A 24,593-nucleotide genomic window follows, 5' to 3' on the forward strand; every position below is an offset into this window, starting at 1 on the left:
GGTCGCAAATAACTGCTCTGCAAGAGCTTGAGAAACAACTTGTCTCGCTGAGAGCGGGTTGTAGCGATGGCCGGGAAGTTGGGGCTTGTGGGGTTCTTGCTGGAATCGGCAAAGGGAGTGCGCATAAGCAGTAGGTCGAAGCCATAACCAGATAATCCGATGGTATTTTTGCTTGCCTCATTCTAATGCAGAGTAAAATCATGCACTAAATCCGGACACCCAAAATATGTAATGGTCATACACCAATGGCAACCTTGGACGATAGGGAATTAATTTGGGTAAAAAAGAATTTAGCTCAAATTTAATCTGACAGACACGTTTATCTAAAACGGATAACTATCACATCAAGCCCGAACTAGTACAGCTTTTGTTAGTTTTTCACCAAAAAGAACTCAATCATGAAGTACACTCATGCTCGCCTCAACTTCTCTTTTGGCTACTTGTTCGTAAGCGAGACGCTCACTTAATACGTCGTCGAGTAGTCCACGGTGAATTGCAACAGAGATGGCGTCCTGATTGTTAAAGCGGCCCCCGTGTTTAAATATGAGATCGATAAGTTCACGCTCGTTCATAGTCATATATTCATCAAGTCGGGCGCCTTGTTCTGTTCTGACTTTTATCGCTGCAGGATTAACGTTTCTCATCGTCAGGCTGGCGAGATTGTCTATCAATATTAATTCATTGATTGCATCATCAGAAAGGTGGGTTGGATTCATATATCGAAGGTCCACCAGCCCTTTAATTTCACTGTATAAACTGAATACGTCCTGAAACTCAATGTGATCAGCGGCAAGTACTTTTAAAGCCTCAAGTCTAGCTTTTGCCAGTTTAATGACATTGCTTTCTAGCAAAATGAACCTCCATGTTACGTTTTTAATTAGGGCTTAGGCCAGTGAGAAGTATAACTGTCAGACAACATAATGCCTTTTTGTTCAGCAAATTTATGAGTCTCTTGCACCATATGCTCTCTCATTTGAACAATATTTGAAAAGTCATTAGGAGATTCACTGATTATGGCCTTATAGCTAGGATTGTAGAGATATAAAGAAGCATCTACGCCAAATAGTAATAATTTCGGACACTTACCATGACGAAGATTCTGCTCAGCAATACAGCCGTTAGAAATTAGTAAAAATTCCTTAGGACTGGGTTGATTTAGTGTATCAGCTAGGTTAGAGAAACAAATCCCGGTAACAATTACTGCTGTAAGCCATGTAAAAGTTTGAAGAGTCCCTGTCATTTTTTCTTTTTCCTAAGCTTATCCTCGGGTAGATAACGATAGATATTTAATAATGGGCAGTAAGCCGTTTCACATAACGTAGCATCACTACGCCTGATACGTGGTCTGTCTTCCCATTGTTCTGCTAATGGGATGATGATAGGTAGTTGTTCATCGCTATCAGCTGGATAGAATAAAGGTAAATGAGCAGTCGTGACCGGCATACGCTTACCTTGAATGATTATATTCATTTTGGGTTGGGCGGTTGTCACATAAACTCTGGCCAGAATTTCATCTTCGGGTAATTCCATTAACCTAGCATGCTCAGATTTTAAAATTTGAAGCTCTTTTTGATCACGCACTTTTGCAATTTTACGATTAGCGACCTCTATGGCCTCATCTCGCGACAGTTTATGTGTTGATCTTGATTGCGACCAGATAAAACTGATAGATTCGGGCTTGTTATCAAGTACGCGAAACGTCCGACCAGCAGTTTTACGATTAAAACGATGTAATCCTGCTTTCTCTAACAAATACTTGCTCAGTCGAAGTCCCTCAGGAGTAGTCTCTTTGTCGGATTCACGGAGAAAAGCCATAAGGTTTTCTCTCATTTCATTAATTGCACGTACTTCGTAGAGCATTCCATAGGGTACGCCCAAAACAGCAGGCATAGACGAAGTACTCCCCGCTTTGGAATCATCATCCTGGTACTCCATAGATTCGATATGTGATGCGACTAGCTCTCTACTCGCATCCAGATGAGCCCAATATGGATATTCATTATCTACACGGACAAACTCTGCTAGTGCATGCTGCAGTTCTCGCAATGGTAGATATATCTCTTCAAAACGCTCAATAAGACTCATTATCTCTGGCGCCATAGTCATAAATAGCCTTTTAGAATAATTTATATAATGCATAATATAACACAACCACCGTATAACAAGCTTTATACTCTTTCCGAATAAAACACACCTTTCTAGCCTGCATAGCCAACCGTGATCGTATTAAGTCTTTGCTAGACGGTCATACATTTATTCATCAAATATCAACTACTATGAATGCCCCACGTAGCGTTAAATAGACATAAATAGATAGTAAAAAAAGAATATAAAAAAATAAAAAACAAAAGGATTTATACAGCGGAGGAAAACCTATATTTCAAGGCAGAAAGAGAAGGCTTAGTTGTAGAGTTGCGTTACTGTGATTGTGTTATAATATGCATGTAATAGTAAATTATTACAGGAAGCGTCTATGTCATCTCTCACTGTTGAAAATACAAATCAGATCCTGAAAACCGTAGGTATAAAGATGCGAGTGACTGATAAAGGTTTACATTTCGTCAGTCAGGTAGCTCAATTTGCTAAAGCTCTTGCACATTGCACATCTAATCCAAAAGCACGTGATGATCTGATTACAATACTGGCTCACTATAAAGAGCAGCCTGGCTTAGTTTTTGTAATAAACGAATCTCAGCATCAGGATTTAGTGGATTCAGCCCCATCTCAAAACAACCTCGATCAACGTCCAATGAATCACTTTCGACCTCAATATTCTGATCAGCAAATGGACTCTGAAGATAAGGCTGACAATAATCACCCTACCCATCACAATACAAATGATGAACAGTCTCAAAAACAAACTGCACCGGTAGAGTTTGTTGGCCATCATGTCTATGGTAGTAAAGCCGCTCTCTATTTTGCTTATGACAAGACTCGTGATGAAGATGACACTATTGCTATCGATGGTGCTGTGTCAGTAGCTCCTCGCAAATACGATTGGAATAAAAAGCTAAGAATCCAAATTACTCGGAGTGATTTACCCAATGTCGCTGCTGTCATGTTTGGCTTATTGAAGAAAGTTGAACTCTCGAACTATGGCGCTGACAATACAAAGCGATTGATGATCGAAAACCAGGGAAAGAACTATTTTCTAAATATGTCGGCAAAAGATTACAACCAAATTGCTGTACCAATCTCTGCAAGTGATATTTTTGAGATTCGCGGGCTTATTTTGGCTCAACTAATGAAAAACAGACCAGAAATTGGTGTTGAAGGTGTGCTCGCCAACCTTAAGTGCCATGCTGCCATTCTCAAACAAGCAGGTCAGCAATAATGCCATGCTATTTAAAGACTGAACAAAGCTATACTGAAGTGGCTGAGCCCCATGAGGGCTCAGTCTGATACTTCTTTAAAGTATGGATTGAGTAATTAGAGAATAAAACCGTTGTAAATGCCCATCAAGCTTGTTGCTGTGAAGCCAATTTGCATAGCGAGTAAAGCGAAATAACGATTAGTTATAGAAAAATGTATAAAGAATAGGTTTGAGATTAAAAAGAATATAAACCCAGCTTCTGATCCCTGGTCCTGTCTGGCCAGAACAAACGCACCTATCAGTCCAAATAATGATCCGGCAAACTCGCACCAGGTCATTTGTTTTGTTAAATTGAGTATTGCTTTCATAAGCTCCCCTAAATTTACGGAAACTAAATGGCAGATAAGAAGAAATCTCTGAAAATCATCCAAGGCAATCGAGAGGCATTAGAAGTCGAAAAAGCTAATGAGATAATAAAAGCGTTGGTAATAGATAAAGATAGAGATACTGCCTTTCAGATTGCAGATTCGTTAACGCCCAAAGGGGCGTTAACTCTTGCTGCAGATAATCAGCGGAAACCTAAATAGAAACAAGAACTGGTTTAGCAGCTCGTCGACGTTGCTCTTCAGCAATTGCTTCAATAGCAGCCTCAATTGTCTTTTTGCCAGCCGGTGTAGTCATGCTATCTGATAATGTAATCAGATCGTTCATGGTGTCTTCCAGCGTTTGCTCAGACGAATTCTCAAAACTTACTTCAAGAACGTTAGTTTTTGTCATGGTGGACTCCTTAAAGATAAAAAAGGAGAACACAATGCCCACAAGGGAATGTATTCCCCTATGGGTAAATCATCTGCTTACAGATAATCACGATTAATTGACAGCACCTGTTTACAGGTGAGTTATTGAGCGTTCAGTTGGTGTGTTGAACGAACACTTCATACCTAACTAGTAAAAAATAGTAGGTACAAAATCAGTAAGATAAAGATAGCGCTTACTTACAGCTGAGTCAAAGCATGGTAGTGATCTTCTTCACACTTCTCATTAGATTCTCTTATACAAATCACATTTATTAACACCAATAACCGGATAGAGGTTTCCGGGAGAGTTATTAAATAATCACCCTCTAGGTTTTCAGGAGACTTATATATCTTGTTGTTTTGTATATAGTTTATATCGAGGTTTTGCGGAGAGTTAACAAACCAAAAGGTTCATGGTTTTTAGGAGACTTGTCTATATCATTGATTTATATATGTATAGGTTCTAGGTTTTGCGGAGAGTTAGAGTATTTACACTCTTTTTATTACTCATAAAAAGCTCTAGTAATGGTAGAGGTTTTCCGGAGAGTTAGTGGCTAGACAGATGCAATAAATAAGAGTGAATTGGTATCAAGGTTTTCAGGAGACTTACTTAAGCTACTGTTTTATATGGATAGGATTCTAGGAATTGCGGAGAGTAAGACAAGACAAAGATAATGAAATTTAGCGAATTCATTTCACAGAATGACCAAGGCTTAATTTTAAATCGATTTATATGAAAATTAACGTGCAACAGAGACAGTTAATAAGTATAGTTATCACATCAATTTTATAAGTATATGAAATATATGGATTTCCGTTCGAGGTTTTCCGGAGAGTTGGACAAAGCCTCCACTGATAATTTAATTAACTAGCATTTAGGGTTCTAGGTTTTCAGGATAGTTAAGGCTACGTTCGAGGTTTTCCGGAGAGTTGATTTTGTACCTAAAGGGTTCTTTTTGCGCCTGGGTACTAGGTTTTCAGGAGAGTTTAAGGAACATTACATTCTAGGTTTTCGGGATAGTTAATCCTTCCCCATCTAGGTTCTTAGGATTTTTATTCAAGGTTTTGAGGAGAGCACTAGTTATCCACAACATTATGTTAAATTCTAAGAGCCAAAATTTAATAAAATGTTCAAGGTTTTCGGGAGACACCTTCAAGGTTTCAAGGAGAGTTGATACTTCAGTATCTAGGTTTTGAGGTTATTTGTTGTTTTAATGTGGTAAAAAATTATCAGGTTCTAGGTTTTGAGGATTTTATTAGTCATAACTATTTGATAATGTTGATCTTATCAGCCTTTCCTCTCCTCTACTCCTCTTATAAAAAAAGACCATCTTTCTTTCAAGAAGATAAAGGCTTGCGTCATATGTTTTTTATGTCATCATCTCCTAGTACAGTTCTTAGGACAAAGGTATCACACAGGAATGTCAGGTAATAAGTTGAAAGACGAAAATGATACAAAAAAAAATGCTCGTTCTATTCTAGACGACATTCAGGAATCACAAGATAAAGCACCGGCTTTCCCTCAAAGCAGTCAGAACTATGATTTGTTTGCTACTTTGCTTGGTCCTTCAGGTGATACAGAGCAGTTATCAAACTTACTAAGTTTTTGGGATTCCATTCCAAGATACAGCGTATCACGACAAATCCAAGCTGCTATGCGTAACGAAGCGGGTAATTTACCTATTCTTAGGAAAAAATTTCAATCACCAGCTGGTGAGATTTGTGAAATGGAATTAAAACCAGCACGCATAGAAGTAGGTGGTGAAGAAAAGGACTTTTATCCTGCAGAGTCTGAAGAATTAATTGAAGATATTTTACGTAAAATCTTCCTTCAACAAAGACATGGATTTCATGACTCCGATCGAGATGAAACTTGGTGCAAATTCACAATAAATATGATTGTCAAAGAACTTAAAGCTTTTGGAAAAGTTCGTAGCCATGATGAAGTTAAACAGGCACTAGAAATCATGGAAAACTGTCGTCTAACAATCACTGTAAATGGTAAGCAGGCATATAGTTCAAACATACTCTCTGACAAGTTACTTCAAGATAGAGCTGCTTATAGAACAGATAGTAATGCCCTTTCTGCAGTAAAATTCTCATCACTTATAAGTAGAGCTATTAATAAATTTGATTATCGTCAGTACAACTACGCAGATGCAATGAGTCTTAAACAGCCATTAGCAAGATGGTTATTTAAACGACTAGCAGATAGGTTCATTAATGCAGGAATTGATGCACCTGCTTATAAAATCATCTTTAGTGAGATAGATCGTGATTCTGGGCTAATGCATCACAAACTCATTACTAGACGAATAGAAACATTAAAAATGGCCGTTGAAGAATTAGTGGAAAGCGGTATTTTGATGAGATATGAAATGAATAGTGTCAAAGACGGGAAAAAAATAGTTGATGCTATTTTTATGTTGCATGCTTCAATGAAATTCATCAAAGAAATGAAAGCTGCAAATGCCAGACAAAAGATTATAAGGGAAAAAGCACAACGAATTTCAAAGAAATAAACAATCTTTTCTTTTGATAATTGCTCTACTTACTCAATAGATATTATTTAGATATCTAGTAGATATCCAATATGAAGTCTTACTAAATAGCAAATTACATTACTAATAATAATTACAGGAATATTAGGGTGGCTTTATATCAAAAGATAATACAGAAAAAATTAAAAGTAAGTTGTCTTTGACAATTAGAAAATCTATTGAAAGTTGTAGTACTTTTTATAATGGAAAATATTGATATTTTAGTTTACTCTCTAGATCTAGGCAATCGATTGAATATTTCTTTAAGTCTAGCGATATATAAACTAGATACCTTATGATTATTATATTTTCTACACTTAACTGTTGTTTGCTTAAGTTGTAGGTAAACATAAACTGATTGTTGTATGTTGATGATTTGAAGTTATACTAATACTCCCTCTATGTGCTTCGATTATAGATTTTGTTATTGCCAATCCTAATCCTGTACCCTCTGTGTTATCACTTCTAGACGAGTCCACTCTATAAAACCTGTCGAATACTTTTGTAAGGTGTTTAGTAGGAATTGGCTGACCAGGATTAATGAAATCAAGCTGGATTATGTCATCATGCTTGACACTTGACACGATCCGGAATTCCTTACCAGAGGGAGTATATCGAATAGCATTGGAAATAAGGTTGGATATTGCACGTCGTAAGAGATCTCTATCAGCATATATCCACGGCACTTCTCCTTCCTGAATAAGCCTGATATTTTTTTCTGAAGCTAATGCCTCAAAAAACTCTAATAATTCTTTAATTTCTTGATTTAAATTAATAAAATTTGAAGCGGGTTTGATGAGATTGTTGTCACTCTGAGCCAGCCAGAGCATTTGGCTAACCATTTTAGCAAGACGCTCTAGTTCTTCAAGGTTAGAATAAAGTAGCTCTCTGTATTCCTCTGATGAGCGTTGCTGAACAATCATGACTTGGTTCTGTGTTATGATATTTGTTAATGGCGTCCTTAACTCATGAGCTATATCAGATGTGAAATTAGATAAACGTTCAAACCCCTCTTCTACATGTTGCAGCATTTCGTTGAATGATAGAGCAAGTCCTCTGAGCTCAATAGGCAATTCATTTGAATTAATTCTCTCATTGAGTCGGTTTGTCTGAATGTTTCTGATTTTTGTACTCAGAGACTTGAGAGGTTGATGGCCCTGATAAATTACAAACCAAGTGGCACTTATGGTGATAATGCCTATAACTAACATCATTAGCCACATCTTTATTGTAAATTTATCAAGAAACTGCTTGTGAAAGGCCATGTCCATAGCAGTTATTACGTTATATGTCTGACCATTAACAGTGAGCTCAGCAATCAATCCTCGATAAAGACCACTGCCGATTTGCCATTTTTTCAATTGTTCTCGACTGGCTATTTCTAGTTTTTGTTCATATTCAAGATGCTCAAGAAACTCAGCGTTTCTGGAAAGAAATATTGGTTTTCCATTTTCAGTATCAACACGGAAAAAAATACCATGATGACCTGAGATCGCTTTTGATAAAGCGTTCTGAACTTTTGCTCTATCAGCATCAATGCTGTTCAATTGGTGCTTAATACTCTCAAGTACGACAGTTAATTCCTCATAGTCCTGCTCTGCAAAATGGTGTTTGACGGACTTCAGTACCAAGAAACCACTGAAGATCAAGCTCAGCGTTATTGCAGTACCAGCAAACATCATCAACCTTAAAGTCAACGAGAGCTGACCCAGCTTACCCCTTATCATTGCCTTGAGTCTCATACTCAAATTTATACCCCATCCCACGAATGGTATGTATTAACTTAATGTCGAAATCATCATCAATTTTGGCGCGTAGCCGCCTTACTGCAACATCAATGACATTGGTATCACTATCGAAATTCATATCCCAGACTTCAGAGGCTATTAATGATCTTGGCAACACCTCACCTTCTCTACGGATGAATAGTTCCAACAACAGGAATTCCTTTTGAGACAAAGTAATTTTTTTCCCTGCCCTGCTGACCTTCCTCGAAGGCAAATCGACTAACAAGTCAGCGATATTGAACTGATCAAATATATTTGACAAAGTCCCGCGACGTAACAAACTTCTTACCCTTGCCAACAGTTCCACAAATGCAAAAGGTTTGACGAGATAATCATCCGCTCCCAACTCCAAGCCTTTTACCCTGTCATTAACACTATCCCGTGCTGTTAAAAATAACACCGGTGTCTGGTTAGCTGATTCACGCAGCGCCTGAAGAATTTTCCAGCCGTTAACATCAGGCAGCATGACATCCAAGATGACCAAGTCGAAAGTCTCAGTCATAGCATGGTGGTATCCATCCAAGCCATTTGAAGATAGCGTGACGAGAAAACCGGCTTCGGTTAATCCCTGCTTAATGTAATTACCTGTTTTTGCTTCGTCCTCAACAACGAGTATGCGCATTTACACCTTCCCTAAAAATCAGCAAATAAATGCTATGTTTGCACCTTATATATTTAGTTCAGCATACTCGATGCATATTTGACTGAGAATTACATTATTGTCATGTTTGAGCAATGTCTATGTAATAAATGAACAAGTAGACTACAAAAAAGTTGAAATAAAATTCGCTATTAAATAGAAATCAAATAACTAGGAAAAATGAAATGAAAATAAAATTAGTTCACATAGTCATGTCAGTTGTTGCACTCCAAGTTCCTATAAGTCTCTATGCACACGAACAAGAAGATCACGCAAACATGGGTAGCAGTAAAGAACCGAATTGTACTGCAATGAAAGATATGGATCACGGTAAGATGGACATGAATGACCCTGTTACGCAGGCAATGATGCAAAAATGTATGTCACATGATATGCAGGGACATTCAAATGATCATAAGAATTCAACCACAGATAAAAAATCTGACATGCAACATAATCACCAGTAAGTGAAACTAATTAATCAATAAATGACTATCAATTATGACGTCACCGCTATCAAGTAGAAGAAAGTTTCTCTCGTCAGCGTTAAAAGTGAGTTCGACACTTTTGCTGGCAAAAATGGCGCCTGCCTGGGCAAGCCCTCTGGGTCGGAGTTATGGGCAGATTATCGACAGCAATGAGACAGTCGATTTGCTGGTAGAGCGCCAGCCTATGACTGTTGCAGGCCAGATGACCAGACCCATCACTATTAATGGTTCTATGCCTGGTCCACTGATTCGACTCAGGGAAGGTCAGCGTGCCAGGCTGAATGTGACGAATGCACTTGATGAGGACACGTCTATTCATTGGCATGGCATTATCCTGCCGGAAAATATGGATGGTGTGCCCGGTGTGAGCTATGCGGGCATCAAACCGAGACAGACCTTTAATTACGAGTTTGACGTTAAACAACACGGGACTTTCTGGTATCACAGTCACTCAGGGATGCAAGAACAACTTGGCCACTTGGGCCCTCTGATTATTGACTCGGCGGATGGTGATATCGGTGCTGACCGGGAACATGTGATTGTGCTCAGTGACTGGACCTTTGAAGATCCGCATGATGTATTCAGACACCTTAAAGTGGCTGAAGGCTACTACAACTACCATCAGCGCACCATTTTTGACACGCTTGATGACATAGACAAACAGGGATTCGAGCAAACATGGAAAGAGCGCTCGATGTGGAACCGTATGCGTATGAGTCCTCGGGACATTCTAGATGTCACTGGCTCGACCTACACCTATCTGATGAACGGTCGGGACAGTCAGACTAACTGGACGGCACTCTATAAACCAGGTGAAAAGGTACGTCTCAGAATCATCAACGGCTCGGCTATGTCGTTTTTTGATTTCAGAATTCCGGGGCTGGAGATGGTTGTAGTAGCTGCCGATGGTCAACCCGTCATGCCAGTGACTGTTGATGAGTTCAGAATAGGTGTAGCAGAGACCTATGATGTCGTTGTTCAACCCAAAGACACCCGCCCCTATACCCTTTTTGCCGAAAGTATGGACCGAAGTGGTTATGTTCGCGGCACGCTCGCCACGGAAATGGGCCAGTCAGCCGAGGTGCCCGCTCTGAGACCGACCCCAGAACGAGGCATGGCAGCGATGGGCATGGGCCATGATATGTCAGCGATGGCCATGAAAGATGATATGGGGACGATGTCCGATGGTAATCAGACCCATCAGATGGACAATATGTCCGACATGGATATGAAGCAGATGACTGACGACCATTCAGGTCATGCTGGCCTTCCCTCTGCCCCGAAAATAAAAGTCACGCACCAGGACGGCGGCCATGGCCCCGGTGCCGCGATGATTGCCGAGAACCCGGTCAGTCGTCTGAATGAGCCTGGCGTGGGACTTGAGCATGTTGATCACCGTGTGCTGGTTTACGGGGATCTGATTGGGGCCCATCCATGGCCGGATGAACGGGAACCCGTAAGAGAAATCGAGTTACACCTGACCGGCAACATGGAAAAATACATGTGGTCTTTTGACGGTATCGAGTTCACAGAGGTTGATGGTCCGATTGAGTTTCACTATGGCGAAAGGCTGAGGCTGATACTCGTTAATGACACCATGATGGAGCATCCGATCCACCTGCATGGGATGTGGATGGAGCTTGAAAATGGTCAATATCCAAGGCCTAGAAAGCATACCATCAGCGTCAAACCAAGCGAAGTGGTGTCATTGCAAATCAGTGCAGATGCGCTAGGTAGCTGGGCGTTCCATTGTCACCTGCTTTATCACATGGAAGCTGGCATGTTCCGTGTCGTTTCTGTTGCTTAAGAGGTCTGCTATGAAGAAATTTATTGCATTGCTATCAATGTCATTAGCGTTGTTGTCATCTGCTGTCATGGCTCAGCATGCCGAGGATGACTGGCCAGAACCTGTCAAGCCCTACTACACTGGACAGTTGATGATTGACCGCCTGGAAATCAGTCAAAATGACAATGGTGACAATGTGGCGACTTGGGATATGCTGGCCTGGTATGGTGGTGATGAAGCACGGGTGTACTTCAAAAGTGAAGGCGAAAATCAGCTGAATGATGGCGAGCCCTCGGAACTGGAGCGAACTGAGATATTGGGCAGCAAGCTGATCTCTCCTTTTTGGGAGCTACAGGCAGGTCTGGGCGCGCGAGGCTCATTAAAGTCTGATGTTAACCTTGAACACTATGCCGTCGTGAGTCTGTTCGGTCTGGCACCATACCGTTTTGAAATGGATAACGCATTACAGATTAATGAGGATGGTGATGTCTCAGCTAAAGTTGAAGCTGAATATGACATTCGCCTTTCACAAGTTTCCTATCTACAACCCAGGCTGGAACTTAATGCGGCATTCACTGATGCTTTGGAGTATGACCGACCCAGCGGCATCAATAGTGTTAGGTTGGGACTTCGCTATCGATATGAGTTAAGTCGAGAGTTTGCCCCCTACATTGGCGCTTACTGGCGTAGTGCCCTTGGACAGACTGCGGATCTGGAACAGGCTCAGGGGAAAGACCACAATGAATTTGGCTTGGTAGCCGGCGTTCGTATGTGGTTTTAGTCACAAATTTACAGCAAAAATAGGGATGACAGATGTCAGACCACGATGATCACAGTACGCATTATCAGAAAAACAGTTTATCTCTGACAGGCACCGCCGCATTGGGCACCGGCGTGATGATTGGGGCTGGGATTTTTTCACTGACCGGCCAGATGGCACAATTGGCTGGATCTGCCTTTCCCTTTGCCTTTCTGGCAGCAGCTATCGTCGTCAGTTTCAGCGCCTACTCCTACATCAAGGTCTCTGACAAATACCCGTCAGCAGGCGGTATCGGCATGTATCTGCATAAGATGTATGGCCACTCCCTGACTACGGCATTTCATGCCCTGCTCATGTATGTCTCCATGGTCATCGCCCAGAGTTTTCTGGCCAGAACCTTTGGTAGTTACACCCTGCAACTTTTTGATGTTGAAAACACGGATTTCTGGGTGCCTGTGCTTGGGGCATGTCTGTTAGTCGCCGTTTTTCTGGTCAACCTAACGAGCAACAAATATATTCAAGGAACGGCTTATGTTCTGGGCGTAGTCAAAATTGTTGGCATTATTGTCTTCGGCTTGTTAGGCCTCTACCTCATGCTGAGATCGGGACAAGGTCTGGAATCTGACATCAATCTTTCAGCCGTACCGGGCAACTGGAATGCTTTCATCGCTGCCACGGCACTCGGTGTTCTAGCATTTAAAGGCTTTACCACAATTACCAATAGCGGTTCTGAGGTAGTAAACCCGCGAAAAAATATCAGCAAGGCCATTATTATTTCTATTGCCGCTTGCATCATTATTTATGCCCTTGTTGGTTGGTCCGTGGCAGGGAATCTCACGATTGAGGAGATAATTACTGCGCGGGACTACTCCCTCGCTGCTGCAGCAAGGCCAGCCGCGGGTGAAATCGGCGTTTGGTTCACAGTCATCATCGCCATTGTGGCAACTGCTGGCGGTCTGATGGCCAGTGTTTTTGCTGTATCACGGATGCTGGCTATGCTGACTGAAATGAAACTGGTCCCACACAGCCATTTTGGCATGCCCGGCAGTATTCAAAAGCACACCCTTGTCTATACTGTCGTTCTGGGGCTGGTATTAACACTATTTTTTGATCTGAGCCGGATTGCCTCTCTGGGTATTATTCTTTACTTGATCATGGATATGGCGATTCAATGGGGGGTATTGAGGCACCTGCGTGAGGATATTAATGCCAGCCCTGTCATCCCTGTCATCGCCATCTGTTTCAATGTGGTTTTGCTTGCTGGATTTAGTCTTAGTAAGTGGTTAAGCGATCCAGTCATACTGGGTGTTGCTCTGGGCATAATGGCCACTATCTTGTTTGTAGAAAAAGCCTTTTTAAATTCTCATTCAGCAGATGATTACTAACAACAGAGAATTAACAATGCAATCACATTTTACTTATTTCATCAAAGCTTTATTATTTTTAATTCTGGCAGCTGTTCTAGCAGTATTTATTTTTATCTACTCAGGGCTATACCAGATTGGTGCAGATGTGCCACATAACAAAGGGACTTTTTGGTTGCTAGAAACACTAAGAGAGAGATCTGTCGCTAAAGCTGCAGCAAAGGTGCATGTACCAGATGATTTATCATCACCAGCAAGATTACTTAGAGGCGGACCTGACTACAACGAAATGTGTGTTTCATGTCATTTGAGTCCATTTACGTCAGAAACTGACTTTACAAAAGGACTCTATCCTTCTCCTCCAGATCTAACCAAAATATCATCTCAGAAACTCAATGAGAAACAACGTGATCAACGTCGTTTCTGGATTATCAAGCATGGCATCAAGGCCTCGGCAATGCCCTCATGGGCTCCAGGTCATGATGATCAACGTATATGGGATATTGTTGCCTTCTTGAAAAAACTGCCTGAACTCTCTCCGGATCAGTACCAAATTCTGACTGCTAGGGGCAGCGAGGAGAGCCCACACAGTCATTGAATGACTGTAATGGCTGCTCATCAAACTCAGTATCGTGAATAACAACAAGCCAATGATTTCATTGATTAGGGCTTTAGTTTGAAAAGTATTCACACCGGTGCGATTGCTGTAATGCTGATGTGGGCGCTTTGTTACCCACTCATCAAGTTAAGTCTGCCCTTTGCGCCAGTGATGATAACGGCTTTTTTGAGGGCAGTCACTGCGGGTGCTGTCCTTATTGCAATCGCGCTACTCATCAATCGCCGCTTTCCCAACACTATCAGAATTTGGGTTTATATCTGCATCATAGGGTTTAGCGGAACAGGACTTGGCCTGTGGGGTATGTTCTATGCTGGCAAATTACTCAATCCCGGGTTTGCGACTGTTCTAACAAACACCCAGCCACTTATTGCCGGCGTGTTGGGTTGGTATGTACTCAATGAAAAGTTAGGGAAAATATCGCTGGCAGGAACTGTCGTGGGTTTTGTCGGCATTATCATAATCTCAACAAACACGCTATTTGATACTGGGGAAACTGTACTGCAAGGGATTCTTTATGTGTTTCTGGCTTCGACCGGCGTGGCTATTAGCAATGTTTTGCTAAAAAAAATTGCGGGCCAGGTTGATGTCCTTATCGCTATGGGACTCCAGCTATTATTTGGTTCAATCCCTCTGGCTTTCCTGGCATTTAACACAAGTGATTTTTCTTTATTAGACTGGCAATTAAATTACACGCTTATCCTTCTGTCGCTGGCATTGGTCGGGACCGCACTTCCCTATGTCACTTGGTTCTGGCTCATGCACAGATCCCCTCTATACAAGCTCAACGTATATAATTTCCTGACTCCTGTATTCGGTCTGTATCTGGGACTTAACTTTTTTTCAGAAACACTAACAGAGCTACAGTGGTTAGGTGCAGGACTTATCATCGTGGCTATTTTGTTGGTAACAGCCACGAATGGAGGTATAAAAACTGAATCATAATCTGATTCCTGTCTCACTGTCCCTTTATACGCTGCTGACAAACATGGATTTAACTCTCTTCAGCATCGGTTTTACATGACTCACAAAAATGCACCCTATTCATTGCCAATAATGAAAATGATGCCGACCAAGCAATTAAGAGTAAGCCATTAATGGCTTCTAAGCCATAAAGAAGCATCAATGGTTGTGGTAGTGATAACTCACCGGCACCAAGAGAACTATAGGCCACAAATGAGAAATACAAAGCGTCTGGCCATTGTTGAAAACTTTCTTTAGCCTCTCCCATATCCAGCATATAATCAGAGTGATAGTAGACCATTGCGTAAACTATTATTTCCATAATATGAGCGATGAATAGCCCACAAATAATCAGCACCAATTTTGTTGATTGAGACCATTTGGTCTCAAAAATCACTGCCATATTACTAAGAAACTGATAATGCATGATTACCGTGAGAACCAATATAAATGAGAAGGTGATTAACAACATACAATGACCCTCTATTTTTCATTTGATTGAGTAGCTGAGCCCAAGACGGTTTGTGAGAAACACTTTATTAAATTCATTGGTCTAGATCTTTCATTCTCGAGTTGAGTCCATTTTTGGCTTTGGTGCTGAAATAACGCTAGCCAACTTGGGAACTACTACTGACGCTAGTATTGCTGTCACTACCGTCATTATGACTAAAGCTACCATTGCGTGATGAGAAAGGTGTTGTTGTTTCATACCGATACTAGCAACAATTATTGCAACTTCGGCGCGCGGGAGCATAGCAAACCCTAGTAAGCAACCTTCTTTTGGGCTTAGAAGGGGCGCGATGATCAAGGGTGACATGACTTTCCCTAAGATGGATGCAATTAAGATCAAACTTACGTACCAGAGCATATCAATAGTTCCGATAGTCATGTCAGTAAGCTGAATTCCTACAGCTAAAAAAAACAATGGCGCGGCGATTTTACTTAAATTGTTGAAAAAAACTGTATCTGAATCCGTTGGTGAGCTTTTAAACAAAGAAAAAATTGCGCCAGTGATGAACCCGCCAATAACCAGAGATAAGCCAAATTTTTCAGTGAGTCCTGCAGAAATAAATGCAATCAAGATAATAGAAGCTCTGCGTGGAAATTTTATTAGCTTCAACGAGTAAGAATTTATTAGCCTTGCTACGATACTCAACAACACAGTCAGAGCAAATAACATCAGAAGACTCATCAAAAAAGAGAGCAAAACACCGTTTGAATCAGTGCCGGAACTGAAGCCTGCATGAGCTGTAGCTAATATAAATAATACAAAAATATCGTCTACAACAGCAGCGGCTAACAGTATTTGTCCAACCTTTGATTGTAAGCTGCCTGCATAATTCAATAGCGATACGCTCAAACCGATACTAGTTGCAGACAAAGCAATACCGACATATATGGCTTCTTCGAAGTTGTGCCTGAACAGGTAACTGGCCGAGAAACCTAAAACCAAACTAAGTAGTACTCCCATCAACCCAACTAAAAGACCAGGCTTTATGGCTGCCATAAACCTGTCCCAGTTAAGACTGTAGCCGGCCGCAAGCAATATAATTATTACGGCACCTTCTGAAAGGAGCTGCTCGACTTTATTCAAATGAACCAATGTTAAAACTGCGGGCCCGATAATGATACCTAGGAGCAAAGTTAAGGCTGCTTTGGGCAATCTTAACCGCTCAAAGACACTGTCATTAAATGCGAGAATCGCAGCAATGCACAGAAACACTACAGTTTGAATAATCAATGAACTTTCCTGTCAGTGACCCATTAGTTAGAAGCGGTTTTAGTGAGATACTTATCGGCTTCTTTTGCTAGCTGATACTCTTCGTTTGTTTTGATAACAAAAATATGTGTCAAACTTTCCATTGTCAAAATCTGTACCTGTTCAGCTTTAATTTTCATCTTATTTTTCCCCACCTCTTCCAGTCGTATGCCAAATTGTTCAAGGTCCTCACAACAGCGTGCTCGTATCTCTGGATAGTTTTCCCCGATACCGCCAGAGAAAACAATGGCATCGACGCGACCAAGCACCACCATATACTCACCAATGGCTTTACGGACTCGGTAAACGAACATATCAACTGCCAGCTTTGCATCTATATCACCACAATGCATCCGACTGAGGAACTCTCGCATATTGTGGTAACCACACACTGCTTCTAAACCCGATTCAGCAGTTAATTTCTTATTTACTTCATCTTGACCCATCCCATAGCTGTGCTGAACATATATCAAGGAATGGTGGGATCATGATCACCGCTTCTGGTTTCCATCATCACGCCTACCGCAGGAGTAAAGCCCATAGATGTATCAACACTAATACCATTATGTATAGCACAAAGAATGGCACCGTTACCCAGATGCAACGTGACAGAGCCGGCTGTTGTATTACTTTAGCAGTTGTCACTGCCAAATAGTTACAGGCTTGCCAGTAGGCATGTATTTTTTCTAGAGTTGATCCTCGTACGCTGTCGTTACGGCCAGAACTCATAATGTATTCCCTCATTCAATGTATAAAGTAATCTAATATCTCAGTCTCACAGATGCTTGATCACCGTTATTATCTCGTTTAATGTCATAGCGCTTTACAGCCATCGCTTCAAAATGGAAGCAACTAAACCAGCCAACCTGGCTAAAAGGTCACGCTTAAACCACTGGTCTGAAGATACCTTTTCAGCTTCCTTGAGATCGTAGAGAAATTGTTCTTCGAGCGTCTCGCTTAAATGCCTGTTTGCACTGACCAGAGTTAACTCATAATTAATAAATAAGCTTCGGTAGTCGAGGTTTGCTGTACCAATGAACGACCAGGTTTTATCAATAACAACCGTTTTCGCATGAAGTATCCTAGGTAAAAATTCGTATATCTCTATACCGCTTGCAAGCATTGGCGCGTAAAGACTTCGGGATGCCCATAATGCAATACGGACGTCACTTTTCCGTGGAACGAGTAATTTGACATCTACGCCACGGTTTGAGGTTTTAATGAGCTCGTTAATAGTGTATGAATCAGGAACAAAATAAGGTGTTGTTATATAGACAGTGCGCTTTGCTTGTTCAAAAACTGAAGCATATTCGCATCTTAGCCGGTGTCGGCAAGCTAAAGTTTGATTGTGTAACAGCTGGCTGCCAGTGGCTGGCTGGCTGACTACCTCTCGCAGGTGCCCAGACCAAAAAAGATCGAATAACTGTGATGCCTCGTTCGCTTTTATACCTGTAAACCGAATGTGTGTATCTCGCCAGCGTGCATCCCCGGATAAATTTTTTGAATTTTCCTTGTGAATATTAAAGCCGCCTAAGAATGCTACTTTACTGTCCACAACCAGCAGTTTTCGGTGGTCCCTGCAGTTATAACGTAATGGATGCTGCCAGCTCCAAGTATGAAACCAATGCAGTTCCACACCGCTTTGTCGCAAAGCTTTAATCAGTTGCTGTGATGACCAGCGTGATGAGCCCACGGCATCAACAAGCACCCTGACTTCAACACCATTTCTGGCTCTTTCTGCCAGTGCACTCACAAAAGTTTTTCCTATCTGGTCATAGGCAAAGATATATGTTTCCAGTTGTATTGAGTGCTGCGCTTTTGAAATGGCAGATAGCATGCTTGCATACAGTTCATCACCTTCAACGAAGACGATAAACTCTTCCTTGGCGTCATCAGGAAGCGTAATGCATGAATTGCATCTATCCATCTGCTTTTCCAAATGTGATCGCCGTAATGAGAGTTACGTTACATATCTTCTAAACGGTTGGCAGACTGAACCATTAACATCATTTCATGCTCCTCAAAGGATTTGAGCATCTCAAGCAACTCTTGAGCCGAGGGAATATCTGCACGATCATGCAAGTAACGATAAAGTTCTATCACTTGATTATGCTGATCGATAATCACTCGCATAATTTCAGTGGTTGATAGTTGAGAAAATGGCGCGTCACAATGGTGATGTTGAACTATGGGGTTTTTATTCAAATATTCATAACACCAGGTGTTTAAAGCATGCTCATCCCCCTTAGTTTCAAACTCATGGATCACATGAGCAAGCTTTTCTTCATGTTCTGATAAATACTTTAGAAGCATTTTCGCTCGTTCACTTTCATTACTGTCGACACAATGTTTTAAACATGCTGTCAGGTGCTGATGAAAGTCGCTTGTCCAATGTAATACATCTCTTAAAGTTTCTACTTGCATGGGGCACTCCCGACTAAAGAAAAAATTGTTTAGTGTTACAAAAGATCATATATGTAAAACACTCCTATTCTCAGCCACATTAACTGCAAATCGGGTATTTTCGTTCAGATGAACGCGGAAAGCTTCAAGTGCCTCGCTATCACCATGTACCAAGTGGATTTGTGTACCTGGCTTTAAGTCTGAATCTTTTAACCACCTGGTTAATTCCATGTAATCCCCATGCCCAGACAAACCTGATATTGAATCAATCCTAGCTCGCACCGGTATCCACTCGCCATGAATTTTCACTGCGTCAACACCATCTACAAGCTTAGCTCCCCGTGTTCCGCCTGCTTGATAACCGGTGAACAATACTGTTGTTTTGTTGTTGCCCAGCAACCTTTTGAAATGATGTAGAATGCGTCCGCCAGTGGCCATCCCGCTGCCCGCAATGATGATGTGAGGATATGTTTGCCCTGCCAGTGCCTTGGATTCTTCTACTGATCGGGTATAGGTGACAACGTTACACATACGATGACATTGGTCCCTATCAAGACGGTGTTGGTCTTTGAATTCGCAAAAAACATCCGAAACCTTAATCGCCATCGGGCTATCGAGATATATAGGCATTTCAGGAATAACTTCGTCAGCCATCATTGATGCAAGCATGTGTTGTAAAGCTTGCGCTCGTCCCACGGCAAAAGCGGGTATGAGTAAGACGCCGCCATGGTGGGCCACATTACTAACCACATCCGCCAATTGTTTGAACGGATCGATACCACTATGTTGTCGATTTCCGTATGTCGACTCCAACAATAAATGGTCAAGAGCAGGCAAAGGTCGAGGTGCTTTCATCAACACATCAGAAAACCTGCCCACATCGCCAGAGAAGCCTATTCGTTTGCCTTCTGCTTCCAGGATAATGCTTGCCGCACCGAGAATATGTCCGGCCAGTTGCAGGTGAAAACGACAGTCTTTTATTTCCACTGGTTCATCAAAGTTGATGGACTGAAACAGTTCAATACTGTTTTCAGCAGTATGACGGTCATAAAGTGGTTCTGGATGGGCATGTTTGCCTAATTTGTGTTTACTGTAATATCTCGCATCTTCTTCCTGAATATGACCACTGTCAGCCAACAAAATCCTACATAGATTCTTGGTAGCATGATGGGTAAATACCGGTCCACGGAAACCCTGTTTAAAAAGGACGGGTATATAACCTGAATGATCCAAATGCGCATGGGTGAGAATCACTGCGTCAAGTTCATCGACTTCCAGATCGAGTGGTTGCCAATTGCGTTCCCGCAGCCATTTGTAACCCTGAAAAAGACCGCAGTCGATCAATATGCGGCTATGTTCGGTTTCCACAAGAAATTTTGAACCGGTGACTGTCTCCGTCCCGCCAAGAAAAGTTACTCTCATGACTGACCTCCCTGAATTGTCGTTTCTGATAAGAAAGCTTCCACGGCGGTAACCAATAACGGTGCCATATCAATGCCGTTGGTATGGTGAACAATCGTGTTAGTTGTAACCAGTGATTCCAATCCAGCTGACATCAAATCCATATCGACACCTTCAGCAAAAATGCCATGTATAGCAGCACATAGAATATGAGCGATGCCTTTTGATTTAAGTGTGTTGATACACTCCAGAACGGTATGCCCACTGGAAATCACATCATCAATAATCACTGCTGTATGCGAAATGTATTGGTCAATATCAGGCAAAAAGATTTCGACGTTACGATCTCCATAGCGTTTTTTTGTACCAATAACGAATGGATGACTGCTTTGCTCAGCGATCTCAGACACCCACTGCTCACTCTCAGCGTCAGGTCCTATCAGTAACAAATCTTTTTTTTCTTTTAGCCACTGAACTAATGCCGGTGCCCCTTGAACTACTGTTGAAGGAACCTGATAAATTTCATCCAGCGCATGATAGCGATGCAAATGAGGATCCACAGTGACCAACCAATCCATGTGATGGGAAAGGTCTTGCGCGAATATTTTTGATGTTATTGCTTCGCCTTCCATGAAACGCCGGTCCTGTCTCATATAGCTCAAGTAAGGTGCTATCAAGCCGACACTGGCAGCACCAAGTTCACGCAAAGTATTTAACAGAAAGATCAAAGGTAAATACTTAGCGTTTGGTCGAGATAAATCGGCAATGACCAGGCAGCTTCGTCCAGCGACTGGAGACAGGACACGAAGATACGATTCGCCATCAGGAAATTGTCTTGTGTCGAACTCGCCCGTCTCCCCATTTAACAGATCTGCAAGTGATAGTTGCAATGGATGTGGCTCAATGGCAAATACAAGGGGTTGTGCTATGCCTGCCTGTTTACTTGGAGGAATGTGATTTACTGAATCTGCTGGCATGTGATCGCTGGGCCTTTTAAGTCAAGTTGATAGTGAAAGGGTTGCCCTGCTCACTGTAATAAGCGAGTGCGTAATCGCGTTCTCCCTCACTGTCACTGAATAAAGTAAATAATGGTTCCCCTTTACTGAGGGTGTCACCAACTTTAGCGTGCAGCCTCACCCCGGCAGCGGGACTGCCTGGCGCACCAGCTAGTTTTGCCAGACGCGCTAACTTACGATTATCTATCTCAGTGATTGAACAGACTTCTGGAACGAGCTCCGTATGCTGATAACGGGCATCTGGTAGCTGTTTGATACCACCCTGTGCTTGAACTATGCGCTGAAATTGCTGCCAGGCTTTACCGCTATCTAATAGTGATGTGGCTCGCAAGAGACCTTGTTCAACACTTTCCTGATATGACAGAGAAAACAGGTTTGCAGCTAAGAACAAAGCACGCTCACGGAGATCCAGCGGCGCATCATTGCCTCCCTGTAGGACTGAAAGTACGTCCCGTGCTTCTTCAACGGGACCGATCCCCAGACCAACAGGTTGACTACCATCCGTAATAAGACAGCGGATGTTGATGCCACAAGCAGCACCCACCTGAGTAAACAGCGAAGCCAGTCTGTTGGCTTCTTTGTCCGAGCGGACCTTGGCCGTGGGACCAACTGGAATGTCAACCACTGCATGGGTTGAACCTGCAGCAATTTTTTTTGAAAGGACGGAAGCGATAAGTTGCCCCTCTCCGTCCAGGTCAAGTGCACGTTCTATACGAATTAACAGATCGTCTGCTGGGCTCAGGTTAACGGCACCTCCCCAGGCAAGACATGCGTTAGTGTCAGCAACAACACACTGAATTTCTTTGAGGTTAAGGTTAACGGTAGTCAACGTCTCCATGGTGTCTGCAGTGCCAGCTGGTGAAGTGATCGCCCTTGATGATGTTTTGGGAATGACCAGCCCTGCCGCACTGACAATTGAAACAACCAGCGGTGTAGTACGGTTACCTGGCAGGCCCCCAATGCAGTGTTTATCGAGAATCATGTTTTGACCAGACCAGGATAGGCGCTTACCGCATTCAACCATGGCCTGGGTCAGGCCAATTATCTCATCAACGTCCAGACGACTTCCTGCACAAACACTGAGAAAACTGGCAATTTCTATATCAGAATAGCGGTGCGCACTGATGTCTTTGATAATGTCAGCAATTTCATCGTCACTGAGCTTGTTGCCAAATACTTTTTTTCGTACATGACTCAATGAGGTAACGACGGGGGCATGACTGACCATGAGCTTCTGCCCCTCAATAGCACTCAGGCGGTGCATGGCGATTCTGGATAAGCCTGCTGTGCCTGACGGCAAAAGTTGTCCATCAACCACATTCAAGGTTGCAATGACGCTGTTTTCATTAAAACGGAGCGTGACCCGGCTGTTGGCGGTGAAGCCTTCTGAACGACAGATATGGCAATCACTTCGCATGTATACCACAGGCTCTTGGTGGGTATCTATGCCCATATCAACAATAGACAGTAAGTGTGATGTAGTCATGGCTAAATTTTTAATTCCTTAATTCAGTATGCCGATAGTGATTAAGTGAGCCTGCTGGAACGCATGCAAAAAAGATTCTCATCTCTCTATATCTCAGCACTGGGAAAACAATTCTGTTTACCTGAGTTTGTTACCTGAAGGTGCTTTATTACAGCAGTGGGGCTCGTGTTTGGCATTGTTTTTTATGTTTTCGTCGGTTTGTCGTTGCCAGCCAAGTTTTGTCTGGCTCCACCAACTGTCTTTAATCGACGCACCGTGTTTTTCAACAATTACAAGCAATTCATCGATGTTATGGAGAGATGCCTCGTAAGCAATGTTAAGCGTTTGCTTATTGGTATTTAGCCTGACATCGTCAACCCATGGTAATGAATCGATCTCAGTAATCATCTCACTGCTATTGGTTTGTTCAAGCCCAACTAGCCCCAGCTTATGTTTTGTCAAAAAACCGGGATTAATACCCAGCCTGTGCTTAGTCATCTTCTCGTCTCCAGTGTTAAATAAGACGCGGGGTTGTTGCCTGTTCATCCGTGATTAGAATTTTGGAAACCATCCGGGTGTCTTCGCCATGTAGCTTCGGTATTCATCGCCAAATTCATCAAGTGCCATTCGCTCTTCTCGTTTGGCTAAGCGGACATAGACAATAACCAGAATTGGGAACATGACCAGCGTCGGGATTGTTGGCCATTGCAACAAAAAGCCAAACATAATCATGATAAAAGCGATGTATTGTGGATGACGCATTCTTGCGTACCAGCCGGTTGTTGCCAGTTGTCTGTTTTGTTGGGCGTGGTGTAATACGCTCCAGGCAGAAGCCAGTAAAAAGAAACCAAGAATAATGACGACGTTGCTTGCAATATGCAGTGGATCAAAATGCGGGTTACCTTCAAAACCCAGTAGCGTATGCAATAAATGTCCATTTTCGTGTGACATGAAATCTACACCGGGATACTTTTCCGCCAACCAGCCTGACAAAAAATAGATGGTTAGTGGGAACCCATACATTTCGGTGAATAGTGCAATAATGAATGCTGAAAACGCCCCCAGACTACGCCAGTCTGTTTTGGTCTTTGGCTTAGTAAAACTAAAGGCAAAAAATATAAATATTGCTGAATTTATTAAAACCAACGTCCACAGGCCGTATGCTGATTCACCATGCATATTTTTTCTCCAGTAATGTTCTCTCATCCTGACCTTTAATGATCATGTTCACGCTCTTTTCGGCCATCCTCCAGTCCGCGTTGATAGGCATCCTGTTCAGACTCGCCTCCTTCATGCTGATGACCACCATGTCCCCCATGACTGCCATGCATAAAGAGATGTAAAAAAGGGCAAGCCAGTAGAATCAAGTAAGGCAGGAACTGCCAGACATGCTGGCGATGTTCCATAAGAAGAAAGTAAGTCACAACACCAATCAAAACGAGTGCGGTGAAACCGGCAGGGGTTTTCCAAAATGATGGTCTTTGAGTGTCCATAA

General features: G+C 42.2%; 28 protein-coding genes and 1 pseudogene. 10 read left to right on the top strand and 19 right to left on the bottom strand.

Annotation, left to right across the window (positions count from 1 at the left end):
- Positions 1-134 (top strand): annotated as a pseudogene (locus tag B2248_RS09415) (Cd(II)/Pb(II)-responsive transcriptional regulator); the annotation flags it as partial.
- A 258-nt stretch (positions 135-392) separates the two neighbouring features.
- Here the strand turns inward: B2248_RS09415 and B2248_RS09420 are convergent.
- The 3 genes from B2248_RS09420 to B2248_RS09430 are packed head-to-tail and all read right to left on the bottom strand — an operon-like array spanning position 393 to position 2,085.
- Positions 393-851, bottom strand: coding sequence for a hypothetical protein (locus B2248_RS09420; protein WP_007146182.1), 459 nt, complete (start codon positions 849-851; stop codon positions 393-395).
- 26 nt (positions 852-877) lie between these two features.
- Positions 878-1,240 carry a hypothetical protein gene (locus B2248_RS09425; protein WP_007146181.1) on the bottom strand — a complete coding sequence of 121 codons (363 nt, stop codon included), beginning with the start codon at positions 1,238-1,240 and terminating at the stop codon, positions 878-880.
- A complete protein-coding gene (locus B2248_RS09430) occupies positions 1,237-2,085 on the bottom strand; it encodes a DNA replication terminus site-binding protein (protein WP_040576542.1) in 849 nt (282 codons plus the stop codon). The genes B2248_RS09425 and B2248_RS09430 overlap by 4 nt, the downstream gene beginning before the upstream one ends.
- A 388-nt stretch (positions 2,086-2,473) precedes the next feature.
- Between B2248_RS09430 and B2248_RS09435 the strand changes: the two genes are divergently transcribed.
- Positions 2,474-3,334 carry a hypothetical protein gene (locus B2248_RS09435; protein ID WP_007146179.1) on the top strand — a complete coding sequence of 287 codons (861 nt, stop codon included), beginning with the start codon at positions 2,474-2,476 and terminating at the stop codon, positions 3,332-3,334.
- A gap of 95 nt (positions 3,335-3,429) precedes the next feature.
- Here the strand turns inward: B2248_RS09435 and B2248_RS09440 are convergent, their stop codons facing one another.
- Positions 3,430-3,681 carry a nicotinamide mononucleotide transporter gene (locus B2248_RS09440; RefSeq protein ID WP_007146178.1) on the bottom strand — a complete coding sequence of 84 codons (252 nt, stop codon included), beginning with the start codon at positions 3,679-3,681 and terminating at the stop codon, positions 3,430-3,432.
- 27 nt (positions 3,682-3,708) lie between these two features.
- Here B2248_RS09440 and B2248_RS09445 point away from each other — a divergent pair, with 27 nt between their 5' ends.
- Positions 3,709-3,900, top strand: coding sequence for a hypothetical protein (locus B2248_RS09445; RefSeq protein ID WP_007146177.1), 192 nt, complete (start codon positions 3,709-3,711; stop codon positions 3,898-3,900).
- Here the strand turns inward: B2248_RS09445 and B2248_RS09450 are convergent.
- Positions 3,893-4,090 (bottom strand): hypothetical protein, encoded by a 198-nt coding sequence (locus B2248_RS09450; protein WP_007146176.1) that lies wholly within the window; start codon positions 4,088-4,090, stop codon positions 3,893-3,895. The genes B2248_RS09445 and B2248_RS09450 overlap by 8 nt on opposite strands.
- A 1,441-nt stretch (positions 4,091-5,531) precedes the next feature.
- On the opposite strand from B2248_RS09450, the gene B2248_RS09455 reads away from it, so the two are divergent.
- A complete protein-coding gene (locus tag B2248_RS09455; RefSeq protein WP_273182789.1) occupies positions 5,532-6,632 on the top strand; it encodes a hypothetical protein in 1,101 nt (366 codons plus the stop codon).
- Positions 6,633-6,982: 350 nt separating this feature from the next.
- On the opposite strand, the gene B2248_RS09460 is transcribed toward B2248_RS09455, so the two are convergent.
- The gene (locus B2248_RS09460; RefSeq protein ID WP_007146174.1) at positions 6,983-8,392 is read right to left on the bottom strand and encodes a heavy metal sensor histidine kinase; all 1,410 of its coding nucleotides are present in this window, start codon (positions 8,390-8,392) and stop codon (positions 6,983-6,985) included.
- On the bottom strand, positions 8,364-9,059 hold the full coding sequence (locus B2248_RS09465) for a heavy metal response regulator transcription factor (protein ID WP_007146173.1): 696 nt from the start codon (positions 9,057-9,059) through the stop codon (positions 8,364-8,366). Before B2248_RS09465 ends, B2248_RS09460 begins: the two co-directional genes overlap by 29 nt.
- A gap of 203 nt (positions 9,060-9,262) precedes the next feature.
- Between B2248_RS09465 and B2248_RS09470 the strand changes: the two genes are divergently transcribed.
- The 6 genes from B2248_RS09470 (at position 9,263) to B2248_RS09495 (ending at position 15,036) form a co-directional block, all read left to right on the top strand.
- Positions 9,263-9,544 (top strand): hypothetical protein, encoded by a 282-nt coding sequence (locus tag B2248_RS09470; protein ID WP_040576540.1) that lies wholly within the window; start codon positions 9,263-9,265, stop codon positions 9,542-9,544.
- Positions 9,545-9,578: 34 nt separating this feature from the next.
- Entirely contained in the window at positions 9,579-11,372 is a 1,794-nt protein-coding gene (locus tag B2248_RS09475) for a copper resistance system multicopper oxidase (RefSeq protein WP_273182793.1), read from the top strand.
- A gap of 10 nt (positions 11,373-11,382) precedes the next feature.
- The gene (locus B2248_RS09480) at positions 11,383-12,132 is read left to right on the top strand and encodes a copper resistance protein B (RefSeq protein ID WP_007146170.1); all 750 of its coding nucleotides are present in this window, start codon (positions 11,383-11,385) and stop codon (positions 12,130-12,132) included.
- Positions 12,133-12,164: 32 nt separating this feature from the next.
- Positions 12,165-13,496 (top strand): APC family permease, encoded by a 1,332-nt coding sequence (locus B2248_RS09485; RefSeq protein WP_273182795.1) that lies wholly within the window; start codon positions 12,165-12,167, stop codon positions 13,494-13,496.
- 16 nt (positions 13,497-13,512) lie between these two features.
- Positions 13,513-14,073: a c-type cytochrome gene (locus B2248_RS09490; protein ID WP_273182797.1), complete on the top strand. Its 561-nt coding sequence runs from the start codon at positions 13,513-13,515 to the stop codon at positions 14,071-14,073.
- Between the two features lie 78 nt (positions 14,074-14,151).
- Entirely contained in the window at positions 14,152-15,036 is an 885-nt protein-coding gene (locus tag B2248_RS09495) for a DMT family transporter (protein WP_273182798.1), read from the top strand.
- A 49-nt stretch (positions 15,037-15,085) separates the two neighbouring features.
- Here the strand turns inward: B2248_RS09495 and B2248_RS09500 are convergent, their stop codons facing one another.
- The 12 genes from B2248_RS09500 to B2248_RS09555 form a co-directional block, all read right to left on the bottom strand.
- The gene (locus B2248_RS09500; RefSeq protein ID WP_273182800.1) at positions 15,086-15,526 is read right to left on the bottom strand and encodes an ion channel; all 441 of its coding nucleotides are present in this window, start codon (positions 15,524-15,526) and stop codon (positions 15,086-15,088) included.
- Positions 15,527-15,616: 90 nt separating this feature from the next.
- A complete protein-coding gene (locus B2248_RS09505) occupies positions 15,617-16,795 on the bottom strand; it encodes a cation:proton antiporter (RefSeq protein WP_273182802.1) in 1,179 nt (392 codons plus the stop codon).
- Between the two features lie 23 nt (positions 16,796-16,818).
- The gene (locus B2248_RS09510; RefSeq protein ID WP_007146164.1) at positions 16,819-17,259 is read right to left on the bottom strand and encodes an acetate kinase; all 441 of its coding nucleotides are present in this window, start codon (positions 17,257-17,259) and stop codon (positions 16,819-16,821) included.
- Between the two features lie 23 nt (positions 17,260-17,282).
- Complete coding sequence (locus B2248_RS09515) at positions 17,283-17,417, bottom strand: acetate/propionate family kinase (protein WP_007146163.1); 135 nt, start codon at positions 17,415-17,417, stop codon at positions 17,283-17,285.
- Between the two features lie 219 nt (positions 17,418-17,636).
- The gene (locus B2248_RS09520; RefSeq protein ID WP_273182806.1) at positions 17,637-18,740 is read right to left on the bottom strand and encodes a phospholipase D-like domain-containing protein; all 1,104 of its coding nucleotides are present in this window, start codon (positions 18,738-18,740) and stop codon (positions 17,637-17,639) included.
- Between the two features lie 38 nt (positions 18,741-18,778).
- Complete coding sequence (locus B2248_RS09525; RefSeq protein ID WP_273182808.1) at positions 18,779-19,237, bottom strand: ATPase; 459 nt, start codon at positions 19,235-19,237, stop codon at positions 18,779-18,781.
- A gap of 45 nt (positions 19,238-19,282) precedes the next feature.
- Positions 19,283-20,638 carry an MBL fold metallo-hydrolase RNA specificity domain-containing protein gene (locus tag B2248_RS09530; RefSeq protein ID WP_273182811.1) on the bottom strand — a complete coding sequence of 452 codons (1,356 nt, stop codon included), beginning with the start codon at positions 20,636-20,638 and terminating at the stop codon, positions 19,283-19,285.
- On the bottom strand, positions 20,635-21,594 hold the full coding sequence (locus tag B2248_RS09535; protein WP_273182812.1) for a ribose-phosphate diphosphokinase: 960 nt from the start codon (positions 21,592-21,594) through the stop codon (positions 20,635-20,637). Before B2248_RS09535 ends, B2248_RS09530 begins: the two co-directional genes overlap by 4 nt.
- Before the next feature lie 16 nt (positions 21,595-21,610).
- On the bottom strand, positions 21,611-23,119 hold the full coding sequence (locus tag B2248_RS09540) for a thymidine phosphorylase family protein (RefSeq protein ID WP_273182815.1): 1,509 nt from the start codon (positions 23,117-23,119) through the stop codon (positions 21,611-21,613).
- Positions 23,120-23,236: 117 nt separating this feature from the next.
- Positions 23,237-23,596 carry a hypothetical protein gene (locus tag B2248_RS09545; RefSeq protein WP_007146156.1) on the bottom strand — a complete coding sequence of 120 codons (360 nt, stop codon included), beginning with the start codon at positions 23,594-23,596 and terminating at the stop codon, positions 23,237-23,239.
- Between the two features lie 54 nt (positions 23,597-23,650).
- On the bottom strand, positions 23,651-24,277 hold the full coding sequence (locus B2248_RS09550; protein WP_007146155.1) for a methyltransferase family protein: 627 nt from the start codon (positions 24,275-24,277) through the stop codon (positions 23,651-23,653).
- Between the two features lie 35 nt (positions 24,278-24,312).
- Entirely contained in the window at positions 24,313-24,591 is a 279-nt protein-coding gene (locus tag B2248_RS09555) for a DUF2933 domain-containing protein (RefSeq protein ID WP_007146154.1), read from the bottom strand.
- Positions 24,592-24,593 lie beyond the last annotated feature (2 nt).

The organism is Methylophaga sp. UBA2012, assembly GCF_002335235.1.
Lineage (GTDB): Bacteria > Pseudomonadota > Gammaproteobacteria > Nitrosococcales > Methylophagaceae > Methylophaga > Methylophaga thalassica.